This window comes from Flavisphingomonas formosensis (assembly GCF_009755815.1).
GTDB lineage: Bacteria > Pseudomonadota > Alphaproteobacteria > Sphingomonadales > Sphingomonadaceae > Flavisphingomonas > Flavisphingomonas formosensis.
This window is the reverse complement of sequence record NZ_WRPK01000023.1, coordinates 1-19,713: the sequence shown is the minus strand read 5'-3', so window position 1 is coordinate 19,713 and position 19,713 is coordinate 1. Positions and strand designations below refer to the sequence as shown.

Below are 19,713 nucleotides of genomic sequence, written 5' to 3'. Positions count from 1 at the left end.
TCGCGTGGCGCCGGATCAGTCCGGCAGGCGATCGATCAGCGCGGCCATCCGTTCGCACGCCCCGCGCACGGTGGCAGGATCGCGCGCATAGCATAGCCGCACATGGCCGCGTCCCGCTTCGCCGAAGGCTTCTCCGGGCGCGAGGCCGATCTTTTCTTCCGCGATCGCCCGGAGCGCGAAGCTCTTGCCGTCGACGAGCCCGTCGATGCGGGGAAAGGCATAGAAGGTCGCGTCGAGGGGCGGCAGCTGGATGCGGGGATGCGCGCCGAGTACGTCGATGACGGCGGCGCGCGCTTCCATCAGCCGGCGCTGCTGCGCGGCGACGAAGGCTTCGCCATGCTCGATCGCGGCGATGCCGGCGCGTTGCGCGAAGACGGGCGCGCAGGAGGTGTTGAACTCCATCAGCTTTTCGAACGTGCCGATCGCGTTTGCGGGCACGGTGAGCCAGCCGAGCCGCCAGCCGGTCATCGCCCAGGTCTTGGAGAAGCTGTTCACGGTGATGATCCGGCGCCCATCGTCGCGCAGCGGAAGCACGCTGACCGGCGAGCCCGAGTGGACCAGCCGGGTGTAGACCTCGTCCATCAGCAGCCAGATGCCGCGGTGGTCCAGGAGATCGACCAGTTCCTTCAATTCCTCTCGGCTGATCATCCAGCCGCTGGGATTGTGCGGTGAGTTGACGATCACCGCGCGGGTGCGCGGGCCGAGCGTCTGCGCCAGGCGGTCGGCGTCGAGCCGGTAGCCGGCCTCCGTCAGGGTCAGCTCGGCCAGGCGGACCGAGGCGCCGAGCAGGGTTGGGATGGCGGCGAGATTGGGCCAGGTGGGGGTGATCACCACCACCTCGTCGCCGGGATCCACGATCGCGGACAGCGCCAGCAGGATCGCGTTCAGCCCCGAGACGGTGACGACGACATTGTCGCGGCTGCTGGCGCCGCCGAACCGATCGTCCTGATAGGCGGCGATGGCGTCGCGCAGCTCGGGCAGGCCGAGATTGGCGGAATAGAATGTCTCTCCGGCGGCGAGGCTGTCGATCGCCGCCTGACGGATGATGGGATCGGTGGGCTGGTCCGTCTCGCCGAACCATAGTGCGGTGAGGCCCGGCTGGCCCATGGCTTGATTGGCGACTTCGCGGATAAGCGATGCAGGCAGGTTTCGGGCAACGTCACGCATCGGCCGCCCTTACAGCAGCATCCCGGCCGCGCAAAGGCGGATGTCGATCGAGAATGATCCTGGCGAAATAAGAGGGCTCGAGAACGCAGTGCGTGCTTTGCCGAGGGGCGAGTCCGAAGACCGGTACCGTATTCTGTAACTGCAAGATACAGTAACTGACTTGCAGGTGAATAAAGCAGGAAAGCCAATCGGAAACAGGTTGCCACTCCATCCGTCCGCGTCGATTAATCGCCGATGTTAATCCGATAGATTTTTGCGAAAGTTTAAGGGGCGGCCGGATGTTAACGAACATCTATGTTATAGATTATGTCTTGAAAGATCTCGATGGATCAAAGCCGCAGCTCGATCGTATCTTCGGAACAGAGCCACTCTGGATTCATCCGGATATGACGCCTGGCCAGTCAATTGTTGCCACTTATTATCAGCTGCCGGGCAATGGCGAGATGATGCACGCGCTCGGCATGTTTCAGGAAGGTGGGGATTCGATCCGTGTCGCGCACGACCGACTGTTTCTGATCGGCATCATGTGCGACGACATCGATACGACCATGGCCGAAATTTCCGGGCGCGGCCTTGCCTTCCTGCATGACGAACCGAGGCGCTATGCGGTCGGGGAGAGCAACTCCCTCGGCACGCTGAACGGGGTCGAAATCTTCGTCGCGCGTCATATTCCGGGCGGCGACAAGATCGGCCGCGAGATGATGTTCACCAAGGACGGCTCGTCCGATTTCGGCGACGAGACCCAAGGCGGGCTGTTCAGGGGCGTGATGGGCCTCGACTTCGCGGTGGCGGATCTCGACGCCGCGCTCGCGACCTTCCGCGCCGTATTGGGCGTAGATTCGGCGGACACTACCGCGCGGACAGCCGCACCGGGCGTGCGGTCAGGGCATTTTCCCGCCCCTGGCGGGGGCAGGGGGCTGCGCGAAGTGGGTTTCTTCGCACTGGACGGCAGCGGGGAGAAAAGCCCGCTGGCGGATCGAATCTCCGGTTTCCTGGCCAAGCATGGCGACGGAATCTTTCGCATGAACCTGCTCGTCACCGACATTGCGGCAATGCGAGCGCTGCTAGCGAGCCGTGGAATCGTGCTGCCGCAGGACGAGCCCGTGCTTGCCGATATCTGCGGCACCGATCTGCGATACGTCGTGGATTCCCAATGATCCCGCAAAGCCTCCCGCAGCTGTGAGGCGAACAAAATAAGGAATTTGAACCGATGGCCGGGTTTGGTCGGATTCAGCGTGAGCAAAGTGCGTTCGTTCGCTATCGGCAGCAACCGATGATGTTTGGCGTGTTCGGCACCAATTCGTCGGGATCGGCAGGCATTCATACGGTACCGAGTTCGTTCGACGTATCCTGGGATCAAAGCGTAACCATCGCGAAGATGGCAGATGACATGGGTTTCGAGCTGTTCATGCCCCTGTCCCGCTGGCGGGGCTTCGGAGGCCAGACAGACTATGCCGGCGAAACCTACGAAACGCTCACCTATATGGCCGGCATCGCCGCCGTCACCCATCGCGTACTGACCATCGTCACGCTCCATCTGCCGCTGGTCCATCCGACCCTTGCCGCCAAGGCGATCGCGACGATCGATCACATCTCCAATGGCCGGGGCGGGATCAATGCGGTGATGGGCTGGTACAAAGCCGACATGGCGATGTTCGGGCTCAGCCCGCATGCACCGGAAGACCGCTATGTCTATGGTGCGGAATGGCTCGAGATCGTGCAGCGGCTCTGGTCGGAAGACGAGCCGTTCGACCATGATGGCCGGTATTTCCACCTGCAGGGCTGCATTGGCAAGCCCAAGCCGATCCAGGCGCGGCCGCCCATCATCAGCGCGGCGATGTCGCCCGCCGGAGTTCGCTTCGCGACGCAGAAGGCGGATTTCACCTTCGCCAGCTTCCAGGGCTACGATAAGCTGCGCGACCATAGCCGCAACCTGCGCACCGTCGCGGCGGAGGTGGGCAATCCAGACGTCGGCCTCGTCTGCACGGCGCTCGTCATCTGCCGCGATACCGAGGACGAAGCGAAACGCTTCCATCGGCATTTGCGCGACAATGCAGATCTGGTCGCCGCCCGGAATCTGTCGATCCAGTCCGGCGTCGACGTCGATGGCGTCCCGCCCGAGAAGCAGGAGGAGTTCCTGCGGGACATGGCGATGTCTCCCGGCAACATAACGCTCGTCGGTACGGCGGAACAGATCGCCGAGCAGATCTCGGAGTTGCGGGCATGCGGCGTCGATGCGCTGTTCATCGGCTTTCACGACTATCTCGGCGAAATGCCGCAGTTCGGCGACCGCATCATGCCCCTCCTGGAGCAGATGGGCGTGCGGCTGCCAGTCGAGGCTGCACCGAGGGTCTAGCGACCGGCTCTCGATCCACGCCGGCACGCGGGAAGGAGATGGGAATGTTGCTCCCGGGAAAAGTCTTGATCATCGCCGGGGCGGGACCGGGCCTGGGGCGGCGAATGGCGCTGCTGGCCGCCGGGGAGGGGGCGCGCGTCGTGCTCGCGGCGCAGAGCCGGAACGAGCCCGAGCGCATCGCCGCCGAGGTTCGCGCCGCCGGAGGCGAGGCGATCGCGCGGGTCGCGGATGTCGGCACGGACGCCGATTGCAAGGCCCTGGCCGCCGCGACGCTGGATCGCTTCGGGCGGATCGACTGCCTGGTCAACAACGCCTTCTCGACGGCGTCGTCCGGCCCGTTTGAGGAGGCATTGCTCGACCAGTGGATGGTCAACATGAACATCACCTGCTTCGGTGCGCTCCGGATGGTCGACGCGGTTCTGCCCGCCATGAAAGCACAGGGGGGCGGGGCGATCGTCACCATCTCGTCCAAGGCGGCGGTACAGCACGTTCCGGGCCAATCCGCCTATGCGGTGGCCAAGGCGGCGCTCGAAGGGGCGACCCGGCAGCTCGCGTCGGAGCTGGGCATGTATAATATCCGGGTCAACTGCGCGCGCCCGGGGTGGATGTGGGGAATCACGACCGAGACCTTCCTGCAGATGCAGGCCGATGCGAATGGCTGCTCTGTCGACGATTTGATCGCACCCGTGAAGGCGCGCATGCCGCTCGGCAGGATCCCGACCGATGAGGATTGCGCCAAGGCGGTGCTGTTCCTCGCCTCCGATTTTGCCTGCGCCCTCACCGGCGTGACGCTCGACGTCAACGGAGGGGAGAGGATGTCGACTTAACAATTGCATTCTCGCTTCTCGGGCGAGCTGCCTGCCGGCAAGTCGCGAGAGCCGCGATCTGACACTTGCGGGAACAGATTATGGTCCTTGCAGAGGAGCGGCGGGACGCATTCTTGACCCTGATTTTGATCATCCATAGCGTTTAAGAAAAATGATCTATCACGAGGGGAGGTGGGGTATGCCAATTAAAAAAGGCACACATTACGGTATCGGCTTAATGATGACGACCGTCTTCATGAGCAGCGGAGCTTTGGCGCAAAGTGGATCTGCCTCGCATGATCATATGGATAAAGCATCCGGTGCGGAAAATTATGCGTATCAACTTCAGGATATCGTCGTCACTGCGCAGAAACGCGAGCAGAATCTTCAGAGCGTTCCCGTTGCCGTGACCGCGCTGACCGCAGCCACCGTGGATCGTGCGCGCATCACCAACGTTACGGCGCTGACCGCGCTCGTGCCCAATCTGAGCACGACGCTGGCCGCCGGCGGCAATCCGATCCCGGTGATCAACATCCGCGGCCTTGCCGGCGGAAGCGGCATCCTGGGCGCGGACAATCCCGTCTCCATCTATGTGGACGGCGTATATCAGGGCGATTATTTCGGCGCGATCCAGGACGTGGCGGACATTCAGCGGATCGAGGTCCTGCGCGGTCCGCAGGGAACCTTGTTCGGCCGGAATTCGACTGGCGGGGCGATTTCATTCATCACCACCGATCCGACCGGCCAGTTCGGCGTCAAGCAATCGATATCGATCGGAAACTACGCGTCCAGGCGCTTCAAGACGACCATCAACCTGCCTGAGTGGAACCATGTCAGCATCGCCGCGACCTATCTCCATCAGGAACGCCGCGGCGATACGCGGAACCTCGGCGCCGGCACGGTTTATGATTTCACGGACCAGACGGTGGGACAGGTAGGCAAGCTGAAATCCCCCAAGCGGCTGGGCGGTGGCAACAGCGATGCGCTTCACGTGGCGGTAAAATATCAGCCGACCGACGATCTCAGGTTCGACTATCGGTTCGACTGGCTCGATACCGTCGACGAACCCGACGCGCGGCAGGTGCTCGGTTTTTCTGACGGGACCGGGGGCGCCTTCTCGAGGCTCGTGCTCGGCGCGCAGCCGGGTGGTTATGAATCGCTGATCAGCGTGAAACGGCTCGACGCGGTCAATGCCGCGCTGTCGCAGAACAACCGCATCCGGGGGCTCAACAACTCGCTTACCGCGAGTTGGAAGCTCAGCGATACGGTCTCGCTGAAGAATATCGCAGCCTATCGCGTCCTGAAGATGGGCACCAAATCCAACCAGATCGATGGTGCCGGCGGCCTCGTCATAACGCCGGCCATCAATTTTCTCTGCGGCGGCCCGGCATGCGACGGCGATCCGTTCATCCTGCTGGTGATCGGCGCGCAAAGGCGGACGAACTATCAGTTCAGCGACGAATTCCAGCTGAATGTAGACACCGAGAAATTCAACCTCGTCGCGGGCTATTATTATTATAATCAGCTCACCAAGGAGCGTCCGCCCCCCGCGACCGTCGCTTTCACAGCAGCGCCCGATTTCGTCTTTCCCGGTCCGCCGACCGGAAACAGCGAGGCAAAGATTAGATCCAACGCCCTGTTCGCCCAGCTCACCTGGCATTTGACGGATACGCTGGATATCACCGGCGGCGTCAGATCGACCTGGGATTATAAGCGCATACTGGAATTCGACATTCGATATCCGAGCTTCAAGAAGAACCGGATCGATTATCTCGCAAATATTGCCTACACCATTCGCCCCGGCCTGCTCACCTATGCGAAGATCAGTACGGGCTATCAGTCCGGCGGCGTGACCCATGGGGTCGCCTATAATCCGGAGACGGTGACCGCCTACGAAGCGGGCTTGAAGGGCGATTTCCTCGATCGGAGACTGCGTTTCAACGCGGCGGCATTCTACACCGACTATAAGGATCTTCAGTTCGCCACGTTCGACACCGTGGACGGATCGCGGACGCGCAATGCCGGCCGGGCTCGCATCTGGGGGCTCGAGGCGGAGACCACGGTGATCCCTGCGGAAGGTGTCACGCTCAGCGGCAATATCGGCTATACCAATTTCAAATATCGAGAACTCGATCCGAAAGTGGGGATCGTTGGCCGATATGCTCCGGTCAATCGACCGAAAATGACGGGGAGCGTGGCACTCAACTATACGATGCCCGAATTCAACTGGGGCACGGTCGCGTTCGATATCGATGCGCAGTATCGCGGCTCGCAAAGCCTAGTACCGCGGCATATCGCGAATGATCCGGCGCTGGACGACGTTCTGTTCCACAATTCCCAATGGCTGCTCAACATGCGGGCGACCGTCGCGGACATTCCGCTGTCGGGCAACGCCAAGGCCAAGTTGTCGGCCTGGGTGAGGAACCTCACCAACGATAAGACGATCGTGAATGCGCTCGATCTCAGCTCAGTCGTAGTCGGCGCTTTCCAGCGCCCGCGCACCTACGGGCTGGACGTGGAATTCAAATTCTGACGGCGGCTATGATCCCGCCGACCGGCGAGGCGCTGTGTTCTGGACATCCGGGGCACAGCGCCTTCCGCGCCAGCGGCGGCGATCCTCTATTGTCGCCGTTCGGGATAAGGATAGGGATAGGGTGTCCGGTCCGGGGCCAGCGAGCGCGGTCGCTTCAGTTCGCCGCTGCGCAGCGGGAAGCACCAGTTGGTTTCGCGCTTGCAGACCAGAACGGTATACCATTGCTTCTGGTCGGAGCGCAGCGTCTGATCGATCTGATGCAGGATACGGACGTTGCGCACGAGTTGGCGCATCTGGTCCTCGATCTGGAGAATCGAGGATTCCGACAGACGGGCGGTTTCGTAGCCGAAAAATTCCTCGGTATTCGCGAAATCCATCTTCACGAAATGGTTGCGAATGTCGTTCTCGATCTCATACCGCATCGGGCCGCCGGCCTTCCACTCAATATGGCGCGAGCCGCGGATGCGCACCCGATTCCCTGGCAGCAACTCGATGAGCTTGAGCCGGTCGAGATGGGTCAACAATTGGATCAGCGTCGGCTCGTCGACGCCATATTCGGCGATGATTTCCTCGACGGTCATGCCGCTGTAGAGCAGCAGCCTGAGCAGCGCGAGGCCATGGTCCGAAGCCAGCGCGCTCTCCTGCTGGAATTCCAGATCCAGCTTGTTGCGCCCGTCGTTCGCCTTGGCGATCTCGGCCAATTCGATCAGGCTCAGTCCGAGGCAGGATCCGATCTCTTCGAGCGCTTCGATCGGCACGCGATCGGAGTTGAGGTAGCGCTTCACCGTCATCACGCTGATACCGAGATGCTCGGCGATGTCCTGGTAGCGCAGCCCGCGGTTACGGATCTGCTGCTTCAGGACATTCTTGAGCAGCTTGCTCTGACTATGCCGCGTACCATCCACAGGTTGTTTTGTAGTCTTCCTGTTGCGCTTGCGAATAATATCTTCGACCTCGCCATAAGGTGGCGCAGCGATTTTATCGGCATGTCCGTTTACATTCGCCAAAGCCATTTCAGTCCTCCGACAGCCTCTCGCCTATTTTTTGCCTTGCGGCCATTTTTTCTTTTTGTGCCATCATCGACGGCGCTTGTTTTTAAGGAGGTCGTACGTGTCTCCGTGGTGTCAGCCTATGTCCAAATCTGGAAAACTACAACAGTGTGTCGCCTTTGCGAAAGGGCGATAGGGGCGGGGATCGGGCCGCGCAGGGGGCAGCCTTTCCGAACCTTCCTATTTTCGAAACCATGACGGCAACTGACAGCCGGACGGAATGGAGAAGCGCAATGACGGTTTCGCTCGCATATCGGGGTCTTCTCGTCTCGAACCCGGCCGCGTCGGCACATTTCTACGCAGGCCTGGGTTTTCATGCAGTGCCTGATGTGGGCGCGCTGCGGAGTGACTCACCCGATTCGATCCTCATGCGCAACGGCCATAGGGTGATGCTCCGCCTGAGCCGCGACCCCGAGCCGGATAACCGCAATCTCCGCCAGCGCAGGCCGATGACCGCCCTGGGGCTGACCCATCTCAATTTCTATGTCCGCGATTTCGATGCGACGCTCGACAGGGTGTGCGATCGCGGGGGCGCCGTCGCGCGGGAGACGCTCATTGCGAATTCCAGTGCCGGCAGGGACATGGCAATGATCTATTGCACCGATCCGGACGGCATTCGCGTCGAAATCTGGTCGACGGTCCCTTATGGCACGGACGGCTTTTCCTCGGGCATACCGGGAATCGATCATAAATTCTCGCACTCTGGAATCTGCGTCCGCGATCTGGAGGAATCCATCTCCTTCTATGAGGCGTTGGGCTTCAGGCGCGCTGAGATATTCGATTATCGCGATCCGCCCGGACAACTCGACAGGATGTTCGAGGAAGTGGACAGCAGCGCCATCGCCCAGATGATGCGCAACGGCGACGATGTCGTCGAACTGCTTTCCTTCCTGCACCCGAAGCCCCGACAGGATCCGGCATGGGACGGATCGGCGAGCGGGGGTTTCAATCTGCTCGCTTTTCGCGTGGATTCGCTCGAGGAGGCCGCCGGCGCAGAGTTCGGGCCGCGACGGCGCGGATATGTGGAAGGTTTCGATCCAAATGGGGTCAGACTGAACTATTTCCTGCCTGACCCCACGGCTTAGACGATCCGCTAGGTGAGATCTTGATCGGGACAGTGACAATAGGAGGTGGAAGGGCTCATGCCGTATAGCCGGATCGTGGAATCCTCGCCCATTCTAATAGAGGTTCCGCGTGAGATCGTTTGGGCCATCCTTACCGATTTTGCCCGCTATCCTCTCTGGAATACGCTCAGCGCGCGGGTCGAATGCTCATTGCGGCTGGGCGAGCCCGTGCGGCTTTGGGTCAGCGACGAAGGGATCACCGGGAAGAGCGCGATATTCGAGCATCGTCTGTTGGAGTTGAAGCGGCCAGAACATATTGCCTGGGGCTATGCGCAGGGAGAGGTGAGAACCCGTCGGGACCAGCGTCTCGACGAAGCTCCAGAGGGCTGCGTCTATCGTACGAGCGATACTTTCTACGGTCCCCTGGCGGATCAGATGATGGACCATATGGGCGAGTCCATATCGAATTCCTTCAACAGGCTGGCCCGTGCGCTTCGCGATTTTGCAGAGGCAGGTTTCCGGCACGACGGAAACCGCCGGGAATAACAGACGGCTGTCGCCGGGGCCGCGCCGGCTGCCGAGACCCGTCCCCGTTCGGATTGCCCCAGCCTTGCGCCATAGGATCCGCCATGCAGGCACGATCGTATCTGTCGGGTTTGTGTTACCCCACCTATTCAGCGTCTCTCCGGGGATGAGCCCTCGGCGCATGAACGGACTCGTGCCGCCTGGAAATGCATGCTTCCGCACATTTCCAATCAGCCTCTCAATTTATCTGAGAAGATCCTGCATGCGAATGGATATGAATCGCCGTGTCCATGGGAGCCGCAGGAAGCGCCCCGCCGCGTCAGTTGAAGGCGGCGGGGCGTGATCGCCCGCCTAGGCGGCTGCTTGCCCCTGGGGGCCTTCAAGCCGGTCATTGGCTGGCTGCGACTGGCCGATCTCAATTCTCCGCGGCTTCATAGCCTCGGGGACGACGCGTTTGAGAGCGATCGAGAGCAGCCCATTTTCGAAGGTAGCGCTACCCACCTCGATGAAGTCAGCGAGCTGGAAACGCCGTTCGAACGTACGAGTCGCTATGCCCCGATGCAGATAGTCGCCCCTATCGGCATCTTCGGCGCGCTTGCCGGTGATGCTGAGCTGATTCTGTTGAGCGACGATCTCAATTTCTTGCGGAGCAAAGCCGGCTACAGCGAGAGTGATGCGATAACTATCCCCGCCGTCCCGGACGATGTCGAACGGTGGATAGCCGTCCGCAGCCTCTCCACGCAGTCCAGTCTCAAGCAGATCAAAAAGGCGGTCAAAACCGACGGTGGAACGCCGATAGGGCGCGAAATCGAAATTGGTCCTCATAGCCAAATCCTCCATTTGAAGCGATCTGGGCACAAGGAACGCCGGTAGCGAAGAGCCGGCGCCCTCTATGTCCCACCGGACCCGAACACGGCGCCCGGCCCATGATATTTAGGATGGCCGACAAGTGATTCAAGGAGGTGAAAGCCGTGACGGTGATCGCTTCCCCTCACACCCTTCTTCGGCGTCGATGATGCGGTAGAAGCGCTGTGGGACCACGCGCCGCAACCGTGGCAGATTGCCTGGCGGCCCATTCACGCGGCGTGCTGTGCAGAACTAGTCGTGGTGAGGCGCCGTCTCTGTGCTGCTAAAAGTGGGCAGGTCGTCATGAATCATCCTTTTGGCGCGGATAGCGCAAGACGACGCGCAGCCCGTTCGGTGCCCTCTGCTCGAAGATCACCTCCGCGCGGTCGCGCCCCGCAAGCGCACGCACGATTGCGAGACCCAGGCCGGCGCCCCCGGTTTCGCGGCTGCGCGAGGGATCGAAGCGTTGGAAGGGCAGGCCGAGCCGTGACAGCGCTTCGGCCGGGACCCCCGGGCCGTCGTCCTCGACGACGATGTCGACAGCGGCGCCATGGCCATGCGCTGCGACGGTCACGCAGGTTCCATGGCGCAGCCCGTTCGCGATCAGGTTGTCGAGCACGCGCCGCAGCGCCAGCGGCGTCGCCGCGATCGCGAGATCCTCGGGCACTGGCATCAAGGTCACCGCGTCACCGAACTCGACATGAGCGCCGACGATTTCGCCGAGAACCGGGCCGAGCAGGACATGCTCGGGGCGGGCAGGCGGCGCGCTGTCGCGATCGGCCAGGAACAGCGCGTCGTTGACCAAAGCGGTCATCTCGTCGAGATCGCGCACCGCGCGGTTGCGATGATCGGCATCGTCGATGAACTCGGCGCGCAGCTTGAGGCGAGTCAAATAGGTGCGAAGATCGTGCGCGATCGCGCCGAGGACGCGCGTGCGCTCGGCGACCAGCGCACGGATCTGCGCCTTCATGTCGTTGAATGCCGTCGCGAGCTCATGGACATCCCGCGGGCCCTTCACCGGCAGGTCGGGCGCGTCGAGATCGGCGGCGAAGCGGCGGACGCCGCGCGAAAGCGCGCCGAGCGGTCGCGTGGTCTGCCGGACCGCCAGCATCAGCACGCCGAGCAGGGCGAGCGCGCCCAGCGCCCCGATCACCGCGCGCCCCTGGAGATAGGCGCGCAGGTCGTCCGACGGCTGACTGGTGAGGAGCAGGATCTCGCCGTCCCTGAGGCCGATCGCCACTCGGATCGGCGCGAGGAAGCGTGCCGGCCGCGCTGTATCGCCGACCCAGCGGCTCAGCCGGGGACGCCGGCCATCGACGCTGACCGCACGCCCTTGTGCCGCGGACCGATAGCGTTGGGCGAGATCCTCGAGTTCGTTCGAGGAGCGCCAGCGGGCAGGAAGCGCTCTTGCCAGTCTGAGCGAATAAAGCCCGCCGTCGAACGCGCCGATCAGCGCCTCGCGCTGACCAGGCGGTGCGCGATCGAGCGCGTCGGCGATCGCCGCGGCCTCGTCCGGCCTGGGAAGGCCATAGGACCGTCCGGACTCACCGGATGTCGGCAACGCCACCGCTGCGATGAGCAGCTGGAGCAGAATGAAGCCAATCAGCAGGATCGCCGCCAGGCGGAGCGAGAGATTGGAGCCGATGGTCATGCGCGCGTCACGGGCAGAGTGAATTGGTAGCCACCGCCGCGCACGGTCTTGATGACTGTATCGCCGCCGGGCGCCTGCGCGAGCTTGCGGCGCAATCGGCTGAGTTGGACGTCGATCGCCCGGTCGAACGGCCCGGCGCTGCGGCCGCGCGTCCAATCGAGTAGCTGATCGCGGCTCAGCACGCGCTGCGGATGGGTGACGAAGCAGTGCAGCAGATCGAACTCTCCGGCGGTCAGCTCGATCTCGCCGCCAGCCGGCGCCATGACTGCGCGCGCGCCGACGTCGAGTGTCCATCCGCCGAACCCGTAACGTTCATTGGCGATCGGCGGAGCCACCCGGTGCTGGCCGCGCATCCGACGCAGGATCGCACGGACGCGCGCAACCAGCTCGCGGGGATTGAACGGCTTGGGCAGATAGTCATCGGCGCCGATCTCGAGCCCGACGATCCGGTCGACATCGTCCGCCTTGGCGGTGACCATCAGCACGGGAATGTCGCCGGCGGCACGCAGCCGGCGACACAGCGAGAAGCCGTCTTCACCGGGCAGCATCACGTCGAGCACAGCGAGGTCGATGCGCCGTCGCTGGTTGAGCTGGTCGAACTCGAGGGTGGTACGGCAGCCCACGGCTTCGAAGCCTTCGCGGTTGAGCAGGTCGACGACCATCGCGCGAATTTCGCGATCGTCCTCGACCACGGCAATGCAGCTTATTTCCATGCAGTACAGATAGCGCCGCTCGGCAGCGACGTGAACGCGTCCGGCAGAGGCGTTACATTCTGTTACGCTTCGTCACCGGACGGTCGCAGCCGGATTACACCTCGCCCCCATAAGCACGGTCAGCGGCGACGGACCGTCGCCCAGTGCAAGGAGTGTAGAGATGTACAAGCATGTTCTGAGCCTCGCCGCGCTTGCCGCCGGTCTTGTCGCGGCCGGAGGGTCAGCCGATGCGCAGGTGCGCCGCGGCCATGTCGTGGCGGGCCGCGGCGCGGCAGGTCACGGTTTCGCACAGTGGCGCTCGGTTTCGCGCCAGCCCGGGTCGGCGACGATCCGGCGCGGCCTGCAGACCTCGGACGGCCGTGGCTATCGCCACGAGCGCAGCCGCGACTATGGCCCTGGCCATTATTCGGCCGATCGCAGCACTCAGTTCAACAACGGGCGGGGTGCGACCACGTCACGCGACGCGAACTGGGGCGACGGCAGCTTCAACAGCAATCGCACCACCACGCTGAACAACGGCAGCAGCTTCGGCCGGACGACCAGCGCCACCAATAATGGCGACGGCACCGCGAGCTATTCGAGCACCGTCACCGGCCCGCAGGGCGCGACGCGCACCGTGAGCGGCACCGTCCCGCGCCGCCCGTAACCATCCCGCCGCGCGGCCGCGCCTACGCCCCGGAGCGGCCGCACCCCGATTCGAGGTCCGAAACATGAAGACGTTCCTGATCCTATCGGTCGCGCTGCTCTCGGCCAGCCCCGCGCTGGCACGGATGCAGCGCGATCCCGGAGCCCTGCTTGCCGATGCCGATGCCAATGGCGACGGCGTGATCACCCGCGCCGAATTCCAGCAGTCACGTGCCGCTCGTTTCGACAAGGCCGACCGTAACCATGACGGCGCGGTCAGCCGCGACGATTTCAAGCGACTGGCCCGTTTCCGGCCCGACGCAGCCGAGCGCCTCAATGCGTTGATCGCCGAAGCCGATGCCAATGGCGACGGCCGCGTCACGCGCGATGAGATCGCCAAGGCACCAATGCCGATGTTCGACCGCGCCGATGTCAATCAAGACGGCAAGGTCGATCAGGCCGAGCTCGCCGCCTTCAAGACGAAGGCCGCCGAGCTCCGCAAGCAGCGCTGAACCGTGGAATTCGCGCGCTCTCCCCTCTGGCTGGGAACGATTCTGCTCCTGGCGCTGGCCGAGGCGGGCTGGCGCCTTGTAAAGCGGCGCGGCTATGACGGCCGCGCCGCGCTCACCACGCTCGGGCTGGTGCTCGGCAATATCCCCTTCGCGGCGCTGAACACGGTCGTGGTCGGCTCCGTCTTCATGGCTGCTGCCCGCCTGACGCCGCTTCACTCGCCAGCGAGTCAGTGGGAAACCTGGGCGGCCGGCTTGCTCGCAGTCGAGTTCGCCTATTATTGGTTCCATCGTGCCAGCCATCGCATCCGCTGGATGTGGGCGACCCATTCGGTCCATCATTCGGCCGAGCAGTTCACCTTGCTCGCCTCGCTTCGGCTGGGCTGGACCAACCTCTTCTCGGCCGGCTGGCTGATCTATCTGCCGCTGGTGCTGCTCGGGCTGCCGCCGTTCGTGCTGGTCGCACTGCTCACGCTCAACCTGCGCTACCAGTTCTTCCTGCACACCGAGGCCGTGGGCCGGCTCGGGCCGCTCGAATGGGTGTTCAACACGCCTATGCATCATCGCCTGCACCATGCTTCGAACGATGCCTATATCGATCGGAACTATGGCGGCATGCTGATCCTGTTCGACCGGCTGTTCGGCACGCTTGCGCGCGAGCAGCGTGGCGAGCCGATCCGTTACGGCCTCGCGCATCGGCCCGTTATCGCTAACCCGATCCGGCTCGCATTTGGCGAGTGGGCAATGATGCTGGTCGAGCTACGCCGTGAGCGCGGGCTGCGCGCAAAAGCAGCCGCGCTGGTTGCGATGCCGTGAATCGAGGAATTGCCATGATCCAGACCCTGCTCCTCGCCGCTGCGCTGCTGACAGCGCCGATAGTTCATGCCGCGTCCGGCGAGGCGATTATGACCTGCGACGCCAAGTGGCACGACGCCGTGCGCGACCGCGACGTGCCGGTACGCATTCGGATGCCAGCCGGTACGGGCAGGGTGCCGGTGATCCTGTTCAGCCACGGGCTGGGCGGTTCGCTCGACGGCGGGACCAACTGGGCGGTAGCCTGGGCGAAGGCAGGGTTCATCGTCGTCAATCTCCAGCACCCGGGCAGCGACCGCTCTATCATCGGATCGGGCAGGATCGCCGCGGCGATGGCGCCTGCGCAGCTCGTCGCGCGCGTCGATGACGTGCATTTCGTGCTCGACCGGCTCGGCCGCCGGCCGCGCGAGGGGGTATGCGACCTGCGACGCGCGGACCTCGCCCATATCGGGATGTCCGGTCACAGCTTCGGCGCGCACACGACCCAGGCGATTGCAGGTCAGCGCTTTCCCATTGCCGGGATCGCCGCCGACCCGCGCATCAAGGCAGCGATTGCTTTCAGCCCGTCGCCGCCGATGCGAGGATCCGACGCCGTCGCGTTCGGCGGGATAGCCATTCCGTTCTTCTCGATCACGGGCACCGAAGACGCTGTACCGATCGTGCCAAACATCAAGCCCAAGGATCGGGAGCGTCCATTCCGGGCTATGCCACCGGGCGGGAAATATCTGCTGGTGCTCGCGGGTGCCAATCATATGATGTTCAACGCCCAGGACGGGCTGCGCGACCCCGCATCCACCGCCACGCCGCATATCCGCGACACGGTGGTGGCGGCAACGACTCTGTTTTGGCGCGCGACGCTCCTAGGCGACACGCTCGCTGGCGCAGCGCTTGTGCGATTTGGAGCAACCCCGCCATCCGACGATCGGTTCGAGCACAAATAGCTCATGCTCCTGATTTCACGGGCCCGGACGACTGCACATCCTCCGTCAACGTTGCCGCTTCTTTAAATCTTCATAGACGACCGCAAGCAGATAGGGCTGCTTCACCACATTGCCGCCCCATCGTACATCGAGATCGTCGAGGGGATGTGACGCGATCAATTCCGCCTCGCTTTGTCCCGCCGCAATCGCGTTGCTGACGCGGCTGCGCACGTCTCGCAACATCGCTTGGAAAGTCCTGACGTCTTCCCGCGTCGCAACGTCGCCGTGCCCGGGTATGATCTTCGTCTTGGCGTCGCACAGTGCGTAGAGACGATCGTACCAAGCGATCATTCCGTCGATCGTGCCACCATGATCAATATCGATATCCGGGTAGAACCCGTTGAAGAAAGTATCTCCGGTCTGGATGACGTTCGCCTCCCGATAACGCACCACAACATCGCCGTCCGTATGTGCCGGCGCGATCGGGATCAGGTCCACGGTGTTGGAGCCGATGTGAAGCGTTACCTGGGTGTCGATGGTAAGGGCGGGAAGGGCCGCGGCGTCGGGTGCGAAGGGTTTTCCCGGCAAGGCATGGGCGGCAGCCTGCGTCGCGGTGATATGCTCGCGGGTCTTTTCGCTGGAGATGATGACGGCGCCGCTTCTCGCCCATTCGCCGTTCGCGCCGGTGTGATCCCAATGCCAGTGGGTGTCGACGAGATACCGCACCGGCAGAGGACTGATCCGGGTGATAGCGGCACGCATCTTCGCGTTCAGCTGCGGATATTCGGCATCGACCAGGAGCACGCCTTCATCGCCGACCACTACGCCATTATTGCCACCGAAACTTTCGAGCATGTGCACGCCATGGCCCAGGTCATGATCATTTATCCCGGTGGATGCCCAGTCCGGCATGGCCATGTCCAGATGGGGCCGGGCATATGCGAGCGCGACGTTCGCCGCTGCCACGAGTGAGAAGACTGCAACGCGACCCTTCAGCCATAAAGCCCTGCGCATGATTCCTCCTTGGCGCGGTTGATGCCGGTATCGGCCATCTTCCGCTCGTCGCAAAATCGGAAATTCCCTCACTGTCACGAAAATTTCCTTCCCATTTATATCCGATATCATATTAAATGGAAAGGAATCGATAGAGGGGGAATCGACCATGAGGAAGATTGGAGTGCAGGCCGACGCCATTGGACGCTGCGTTTCGGGCGCAGCGGTGGCGGCGGCCCTCGTGGCAGCGTTGTCCGCGCCGGCGGCCGCACAGACTTCGGCGGCCGCAGCGACGGACAATCAGGGTGTGAGCGAGATCGTCGTCACGGCCACGAAGCGAGGCGACGAAAGCCTGCAGCGCGTTCCTATCGCGATCACCGCGCTTTCCCAGGCCACGCTAGAGAACAGGGGCGTCACCGATTTCGGCGATTATGCGCGATCCGTGCCCGGATTGTCGTTCGTCGATTCCGGGCCGGGGAATAAGACATATATCCTGCGCGGCGTGAACTCGACCGGCACGGGCGTCGCGACGGTCGGCCAATATGTCGATGACATATTGATCACGGGCGACCTGCGTCAGCCCGATCTGAGGCTGTACGACGTGCAGCGCATCGAGGTGCTGCGGGGCCCGCAGGGTACGCTTTACGGTGCGGGCTCTTTGTCGGGCACGCTGCGGACCATCACCAATCCGCCGAGCTTCCGCGGGCTCGCGGCCGACGCGCTCGGCCGGGTGTCCGGCACCGCGTCCGGCGGCGCCAATTATGAGGGGGCGGTGACGCTCAACGTCCCGCTCGTCGACGACCGGCTGGCGCTTCGTGTGACCGGATATGGCGACCATGAGAGCGGCTTCATCGATAATGTGCGCTTGGGGACGCACGGCGTGAATGCCTATGATACCTATGGCACGCACGCGGCCTTGCTGTGGTCGATCGGCCCGGCGACCTCGCTCACCGCCAACTTCTTCTATCAGGACGTGCAGGGCGATGGCCGGAACATCGTGGTCAAGGCCGATGGCGATCTCGGCCACTACAAGACCGACCAGTTCGTCCATGATCCCTACCGGGATCATTTCTACATCGGAAACCTTACCCTGAAGCACAGCTTCGACTTTGCCAACCTTACCTGGTCTTCTTCCTACTATAAGCGCTGGTTCGACAATCGTTTTGATTCGACGCTCTTCGATCTATCGTTCGGGCCCGACTTCTTCACCGACGTCGTCGGTCTCAGCACCCCGAATGCGCTCACCGCGCGCAATGACCGGACGTCGCTGCTCACGAACGAAATCCGCCTGAACTCGCATCTCGGCGGCCGGTTCGAATGGGTAGCCGGCTTTTTCCAGCAGCAGATCAAGAGCACGCTCGACGCCCGGGTGGCGACCACCAACGAGGCCGGCTACCTGAACGAGCCAGAGGAAGTCGCCTTCGGTCAGACGACCAAGCATCAGACCGATCAATATGCCCTGTTCGGCGAGCTGAGCTACAAGATCACCGACAAGCTGACCGCACTTGCCGGTGTTCGAGGCTTCTATGCCAAGCAGCATGACGATCTGGATACATATCATCCCTTCGGCGGATTCACGCCGCCGCTGGCGCAGCCGCGTATATACAGCAAGAATCACAAGGTGACGCCGAAATTCTATCTGTCCTACCAGGCGAATGACCGGATGCTATTCTACGGTACGGTCTCGCAAGGCTTCCGCATCGGCGGCGGGAACCAGAACGATATCATCCCGCTGCCGGTGGAGAACCGGACATATGGCCCGGATTCGCTGTGGAATTATGAGCTCGGCGCCAAGACCAGCTTCTTCCAGAGGCGGCTGGTGATCAATGCCAGTGCCTATCGCATGGACTGGAGCAATATCCAGGTCTCGGACTTTACGGACGATTCCAACGCCTTCCTGTTCATCTCCAACGCCGGCAAGGCACGGGTATATGGCTTCGAGCTGGAGGTGGAGGCGCGGCCGCTGCCCGTCCTCGACCTGGGTGGCTCGTTCAACTATGTGCATGCGGAGCTGACCGAGGACCAGCCTTCCTCGAACACCTATTTCGCCGGCTCGAAGGGCGATCGGTTCCCGAACGTCCCGAGGGTCTCGGGAAGCGCCTTCATTCAATATACGCAGCCGCTGGGTGATCGGCGCAACGGTGTCGCCCGCCTCGACTATTTCTATACGGGCAAGCAGGGAACGCAGTTCAACAAGAACAATCCCATCTATAACAAGATCGATGCCTACAGCTACGTGAACCTTCGGATCGGCATCCAGACCCCGCGCTGGGACGTCATGGCCTTTGCCGAGAATCTCACCAACGTCTATGCTCCGGTGAACATCATCGAGGAGGCCAGCAATCTGACGCCGCTGTCGGTCATCCCACTTCGCCCCCGGAAGGCGGGCGTGGAGGTGCGCATTCGCTATTGATCGTTCTCCGGGCCGCCACCATGCCGGCGGCCCGGCGATGACGGGCGGAAAGGGGCAACGATGGAACGCTTCACAGTTTGCCTGACCTTCGATTTCGACGCGATCTCAGGCTGGATCACCACCGTCGGCACGCGCAATCCGAGCATGATCTCGCGCGGCGAGTTCGGCGCCTTCGCCATACCCCGGATCCTGGCGCTGCTCGATCGGTACGATATCGCCGCGAGCTTCGCCGTTCCCGGCCACACCGCCTATGCCTATCCCGATGAGGTCCGCATGATCCGGGATGCCGGCCATGAGATATTGCACCATGGCTGGATGCACGAAAATCCGTCCGACCTCGACGAGGCCCGGGAGCGCCGCGTGCTGGAACAGGGGCTGGAGGCGCTTCATGCAGTCGCCGGGGTGGTGCCCGCCGGATATCGCTCGCCGGCGTGGGACATCAGCCCGCATACCCTCGGTCTGCTGATGGAATATGGCTTCTTCTACGATTCTAGCTTCATGGCGAGGGATTTCCATCCTTATTACCTTCGCGACGGCGATGTGATCTCGGCGGATGGCCCCTATGTGTTCGGGCGCGAGGTGGAGCTGGTCGAGATGCCCGTCGCCTGGCAGATCGTGTCCCATCGCATGGTGTAGCTTCGCCGACGTAGCGACGCCGATCTCCGGCAAGGCCGGATCGATCACGCGGCCATAGCCGGCAGCGTGACGAGAGGATCATCGCTCAACTGCGC

Annotated in this window: 18 protein-coding genes; 12 read left to right on the top strand and 6 right to left on the bottom strand. The window is 62.7% G+C overall.

What is annotated here, in order from left to right; genetic code table 11:
- Positions 1 to 15: 15 nt before the first annotated feature.
- Positions 16 to 1,167 carry a pyridoxal phosphate-dependent aminotransferase gene (locus GQY20_RS31590; protein WP_157221158.1) on the bottom strand — a complete coding sequence of 384 codons (1,152 nt, stop codon included), beginning with the start codon at positions 1,165 to 1,167 and terminating at the stop codon, positions 16 to 18.
- A gap of 386 nt (positions 1,168 to 1,553) precedes the next feature.
- On the opposite strand from GQY20_RS31590, the gene GQY20_RS31585 reads away from it, so the two are divergent.
- The 4 genes from GQY20_RS31585 to GQY20_RS31570 all read left to right on the top strand — a co-directional run bounded on the left by GQY20_RS31585 (position 1,554) and on the right by GQY20_RS31570 (position 6,862).
- Complete coding sequence (locus tag GQY20_RS31585; protein WP_157221157.1) at positions 1,554 to 2,324, top strand: VOC family protein; 771 nt, start codon at positions 1,554 to 1,556, stop codon at positions 2,322 to 2,324.
- Between the two features lie 53 nt (positions 2,325 to 2,377).
- Complete coding sequence (locus GQY20_RS31580; protein ID WP_332836124.1) at positions 2,378 to 3,523, top strand: LLM class flavin-dependent oxidoreductase; 1,146 nt, start codon at positions 2,378 to 2,380, stop codon at positions 3,521 to 3,523.
- Positions 3,524 to 3,567: 44 nt separating this feature from the next.
- Positions 3,568 to 4,350: an SDR family oxidoreductase gene (locus tag GQY20_RS31575; RefSeq protein WP_157221155.1), complete on the top strand. Its 783-nt coding sequence runs from the start codon at positions 3,568 to 3,570 to the stop codon at positions 4,348 to 4,350.
- 283 nt (positions 4,351 to 4,633) lie between these two features.
- A complete protein-coding gene (locus GQY20_RS31570; protein ID WP_198351338.1) occupies positions 4,634 to 6,862 on the top strand; it encodes a TonB-dependent receptor in 2,229 nt (742 codons plus the stop codon).
- A gap of 86 nt (positions 6,863 to 6,948) precedes the next feature.
- On the opposite strand, the gene GQY20_RS31565 is transcribed toward GQY20_RS31570, so the two are convergent.
- On the bottom strand, positions 6,949 to 7,875 hold the full coding sequence (locus tag GQY20_RS31565; protein WP_157221153.1) for a helix-turn-helix domain-containing protein: 927 nt from the start codon (positions 7,873 to 7,875) through the stop codon (positions 6,949 to 6,951).
- 269 nt (positions 7,876 to 8,144) lie between these two features.
- Between GQY20_RS31565 and GQY20_RS31560 the strand changes: the two genes are divergently transcribed.
- Together GQY20_RS31560 and GQY20_RS31555 are read left to right on the top strand one after the other, a co-directional pair.
- Positions 8,145 to 8,996 carry a VOC family protein gene (locus tag GQY20_RS31560; protein ID WP_198351337.1) on the top strand — a complete coding sequence of 284 codons (852 nt, stop codon included), beginning with the start codon at positions 8,145 to 8,147 and terminating at the stop codon, positions 8,994 to 8,996.
- A 57-nt stretch (positions 8,997 to 9,053) separates the two neighbouring features.
- Positions 9,054 to 9,521 (top strand): SRPBCC domain-containing protein, encoded by a 468-nt coding sequence (locus GQY20_RS31555; RefSeq protein WP_157221151.1) that lies wholly within the window; start codon positions 9,054 to 9,056, stop codon positions 9,519 to 9,521.
- Between the two features lie 330 nt (positions 9,522 to 9,851).
- Here the strand turns inward: GQY20_RS31555 and GQY20_RS31550 are convergent, their stop codons facing one another.
- The 3 genes from GQY20_RS31550 to GQY20_RS31540 form a co-directional block, all read right to left on the bottom strand.
- Entirely contained in the window at positions 9,852 to 10,325 is a 474-nt protein-coding gene (locus tag GQY20_RS31550) for an Hsp20 family protein (protein WP_157221150.1), read from the bottom strand.
- A gap of 322 nt (positions 10,326 to 10,647) precedes the next feature.
- Entirely contained in the window at positions 10,648 to 11,997 is a 1,350-nt protein-coding gene (locus GQY20_RS31545; protein ID WP_157221149.1) for an ATP-binding protein, read from the bottom strand.
- Entirely contained in the window at positions 11,994 to 12,710 is a 717-nt protein-coding gene (locus tag GQY20_RS31540; protein WP_157221148.1) for a response regulator, read from the bottom strand. Before GQY20_RS31540 ends, GQY20_RS31545 begins: the two co-directional genes overlap by 4 nt.
- A gap of 160 nt (positions 12,711 to 12,870) precedes the next feature.
- On the opposite strand from GQY20_RS31540, the gene GQY20_RS31535 reads away from it, so the two are divergent.
- From GQY20_RS31535 to GQY20_RS31520, 4 genes are all read left to right on the top strand, one after another.
- Positions 12,871 to 13,356, top strand: coding sequence for a hypothetical protein (locus tag GQY20_RS31535; protein WP_157221147.1), 486 nt, complete (start codon positions 12,871 to 12,873; stop codon positions 13,354 to 13,356).
- A gap of 64 nt (positions 13,357 to 13,420) precedes the next feature.
- The gene (locus tag GQY20_RS31530; protein ID WP_157221146.1) at positions 13,421 to 13,846 is read left to right on the top strand and encodes an EF-hand domain-containing protein; all 426 of its coding nucleotides are present in this window, start codon (positions 13,421 to 13,423) and stop codon (positions 13,844 to 13,846) included.
- Positions 13,847 to 13,849: 3 nt separating this feature from the next.
- Positions 13,850 to 14,659, top strand: coding sequence for a sterol desaturase family protein (locus tag GQY20_RS31525; protein WP_157221145.1), 810 nt, complete (start codon positions 13,850 to 13,852; stop codon positions 14,657 to 14,659).
- 14 nt (positions 14,660 to 14,673) lie between these two features.
- Entirely contained in the window at positions 14,674 to 15,597 is a 924-nt protein-coding gene (locus GQY20_RS31520) for an alpha/beta hydrolase family protein (RefSeq protein ID WP_157221144.1), read from the top strand.
- Positions 15,598 to 15,642: 45 nt separating this feature from the next.
- Here the strand turns inward: GQY20_RS31520 and GQY20_RS31515 are convergent, their stop codons facing one another.
- Positions 15,643 to 16,668 (bottom strand): MBL fold metallo-hydrolase, encoded by a 1,026-nt coding sequence (locus tag GQY20_RS31515; protein WP_157221143.1) that lies wholly within the window; start codon positions 16,666 to 16,668, stop codon positions 15,643 to 15,645.
- A gap of 70 nt (positions 16,669 to 16,738) precedes the next feature.
- Here GQY20_RS31515 and GQY20_RS31510 point away from each other — a divergent pair, with 70 nt between their 5' ends.
- Positions 16,739 to 18,982, top strand: a complete 2,244-nt coding sequence (locus GQY20_RS31510) for a TonB-dependent receptor (protein WP_157221142.1) — start codon at positions 16,739 to 16,741, stop codon at positions 18,980 to 18,982.
- Positions 18,983 to 19,042: 60 nt separating this feature from the next.
- A complete protein-coding gene (locus tag GQY20_RS31505) occupies positions 19,043 to 19,618 on the top strand; it encodes a polysaccharide deacetylase family protein (protein ID WP_157221141.1) in 576 nt (191 codons plus the stop codon).
- The last annotated feature ends 95 nt before the right edge of the window (positions 19,619 to 19,713 follow it).

What these genes read in the sequence shown, in the direction of transcription:
- GQY20_RS31590 (WP_157221158.1), bottom strand. Translation starts at nt 1,167, where the DNA reads ATGCGTGACGTTGCCCGAAACCTGCCTGCATCGCTTATCCGCGAAGTC.
- GQY20_RS31585 (WP_157221157.1), top strand. Translation starts at nt 1,554, where the DNA reads ATGACGCCTGGCCAGTCAATTGTTGCCACTTATTATCAGCTGCCGGGC.
- GQY20_RS31580 (WP_332836124.1), top strand. Translation starts at nt 2,378, where the DNA reads ATGGCCGGGTTTGGTCGGATTCAGCGTGAGCAAAGTGCGTTCGTTCGC.
- GQY20_RS31575 (WP_157221155.1), top strand. Translation starts at nt 3,568, where the DNA reads ATGTTGCTCCCGGGAAAAGTCTTGATCATCGCCGGGGCGGGACCGGGC.
- GQY20_RS31570 (WP_198351338.1), top strand. Translation starts at nt 4,634, where the DNA reads ATGGATAAAGCATCCGGTGCGGAAAATTATGCGTATCAACTTCAGGAT.
- GQY20_RS31565 (WP_157221153.1), bottom strand. Translation starts at nt 7,875, where the DNA reads ATGGCTTTGGCGAATGTAAACGGACATGCCGATAAAATCGCTGCGCCA.
- GQY20_RS31560 (WP_198351337.1), top strand. Translation starts at nt 8,145, where the DNA reads ATGACGGTTTCGCTCGCATATCGGGGTCTTCTCGTCTCGAACCCGGCC.
- GQY20_RS31555 (WP_157221151.1), top strand. Translation starts at nt 9,054, where the DNA reads ATGCCGTATAGCCGGATCGTGGAATCCTCGCCCATTCTAATAGAGGTT.
- GQY20_RS31550 (WP_157221150.1), bottom strand. Translation starts at nt 10,325, where the DNA reads ATGAGGACCAATTTCGATTTCGCGCCCTATCGGCGTTCCACCGTCGGT.
- GQY20_RS31545 (WP_157221149.1), bottom strand. Translation starts at nt 11,997, where the DNA reads ATGACCATCGGCTCCAATCTCTCGCTCCGCCTGGCGGCGATCCTGCTG.
- GQY20_RS31540 (WP_157221148.1), bottom strand. Translation starts at nt 12,710, where the DNA reads ATGGAAATAAGCTGCATTGCCGTGGTCGAGGACGATCGCGAAATTCGC.
- GQY20_RS31535 (WP_157221147.1), top strand. Translation starts at nt 12,871, where the DNA reads ATGTACAAGCATGTTCTGAGCCTCGCCGCGCTTGCCGCCGGTCTTGTC.
- GQY20_RS31530 (WP_157221146.1), top strand. Translation starts at nt 13,421, where the DNA reads ATGAAGACGTTCCTGATCCTATCGGTCGCGCTGCTCTCGGCCAGCCCC.
- GQY20_RS31520 (WP_157221144.1), top strand. Translation starts at nt 14,674, where the DNA reads ATGATCCAGACCCTGCTCCTCGCCGCTGCGCTGCTGACAGCGCCGATA.
- GQY20_RS31510 (WP_157221142.1), top strand. Translation starts at nt 16,739, where the DNA reads ATGAGGAAGATTGGAGTGCAGGCCGACGCCATTGGACGCTGCGTTTCG.
- GQY20_RS31505 (WP_157221141.1), top strand. Translation starts at nt 19,043, where the DNA reads ATGGAACGCTTCACAGTTTGCCTGACCTTCGATTTCGACGCGATCTCA.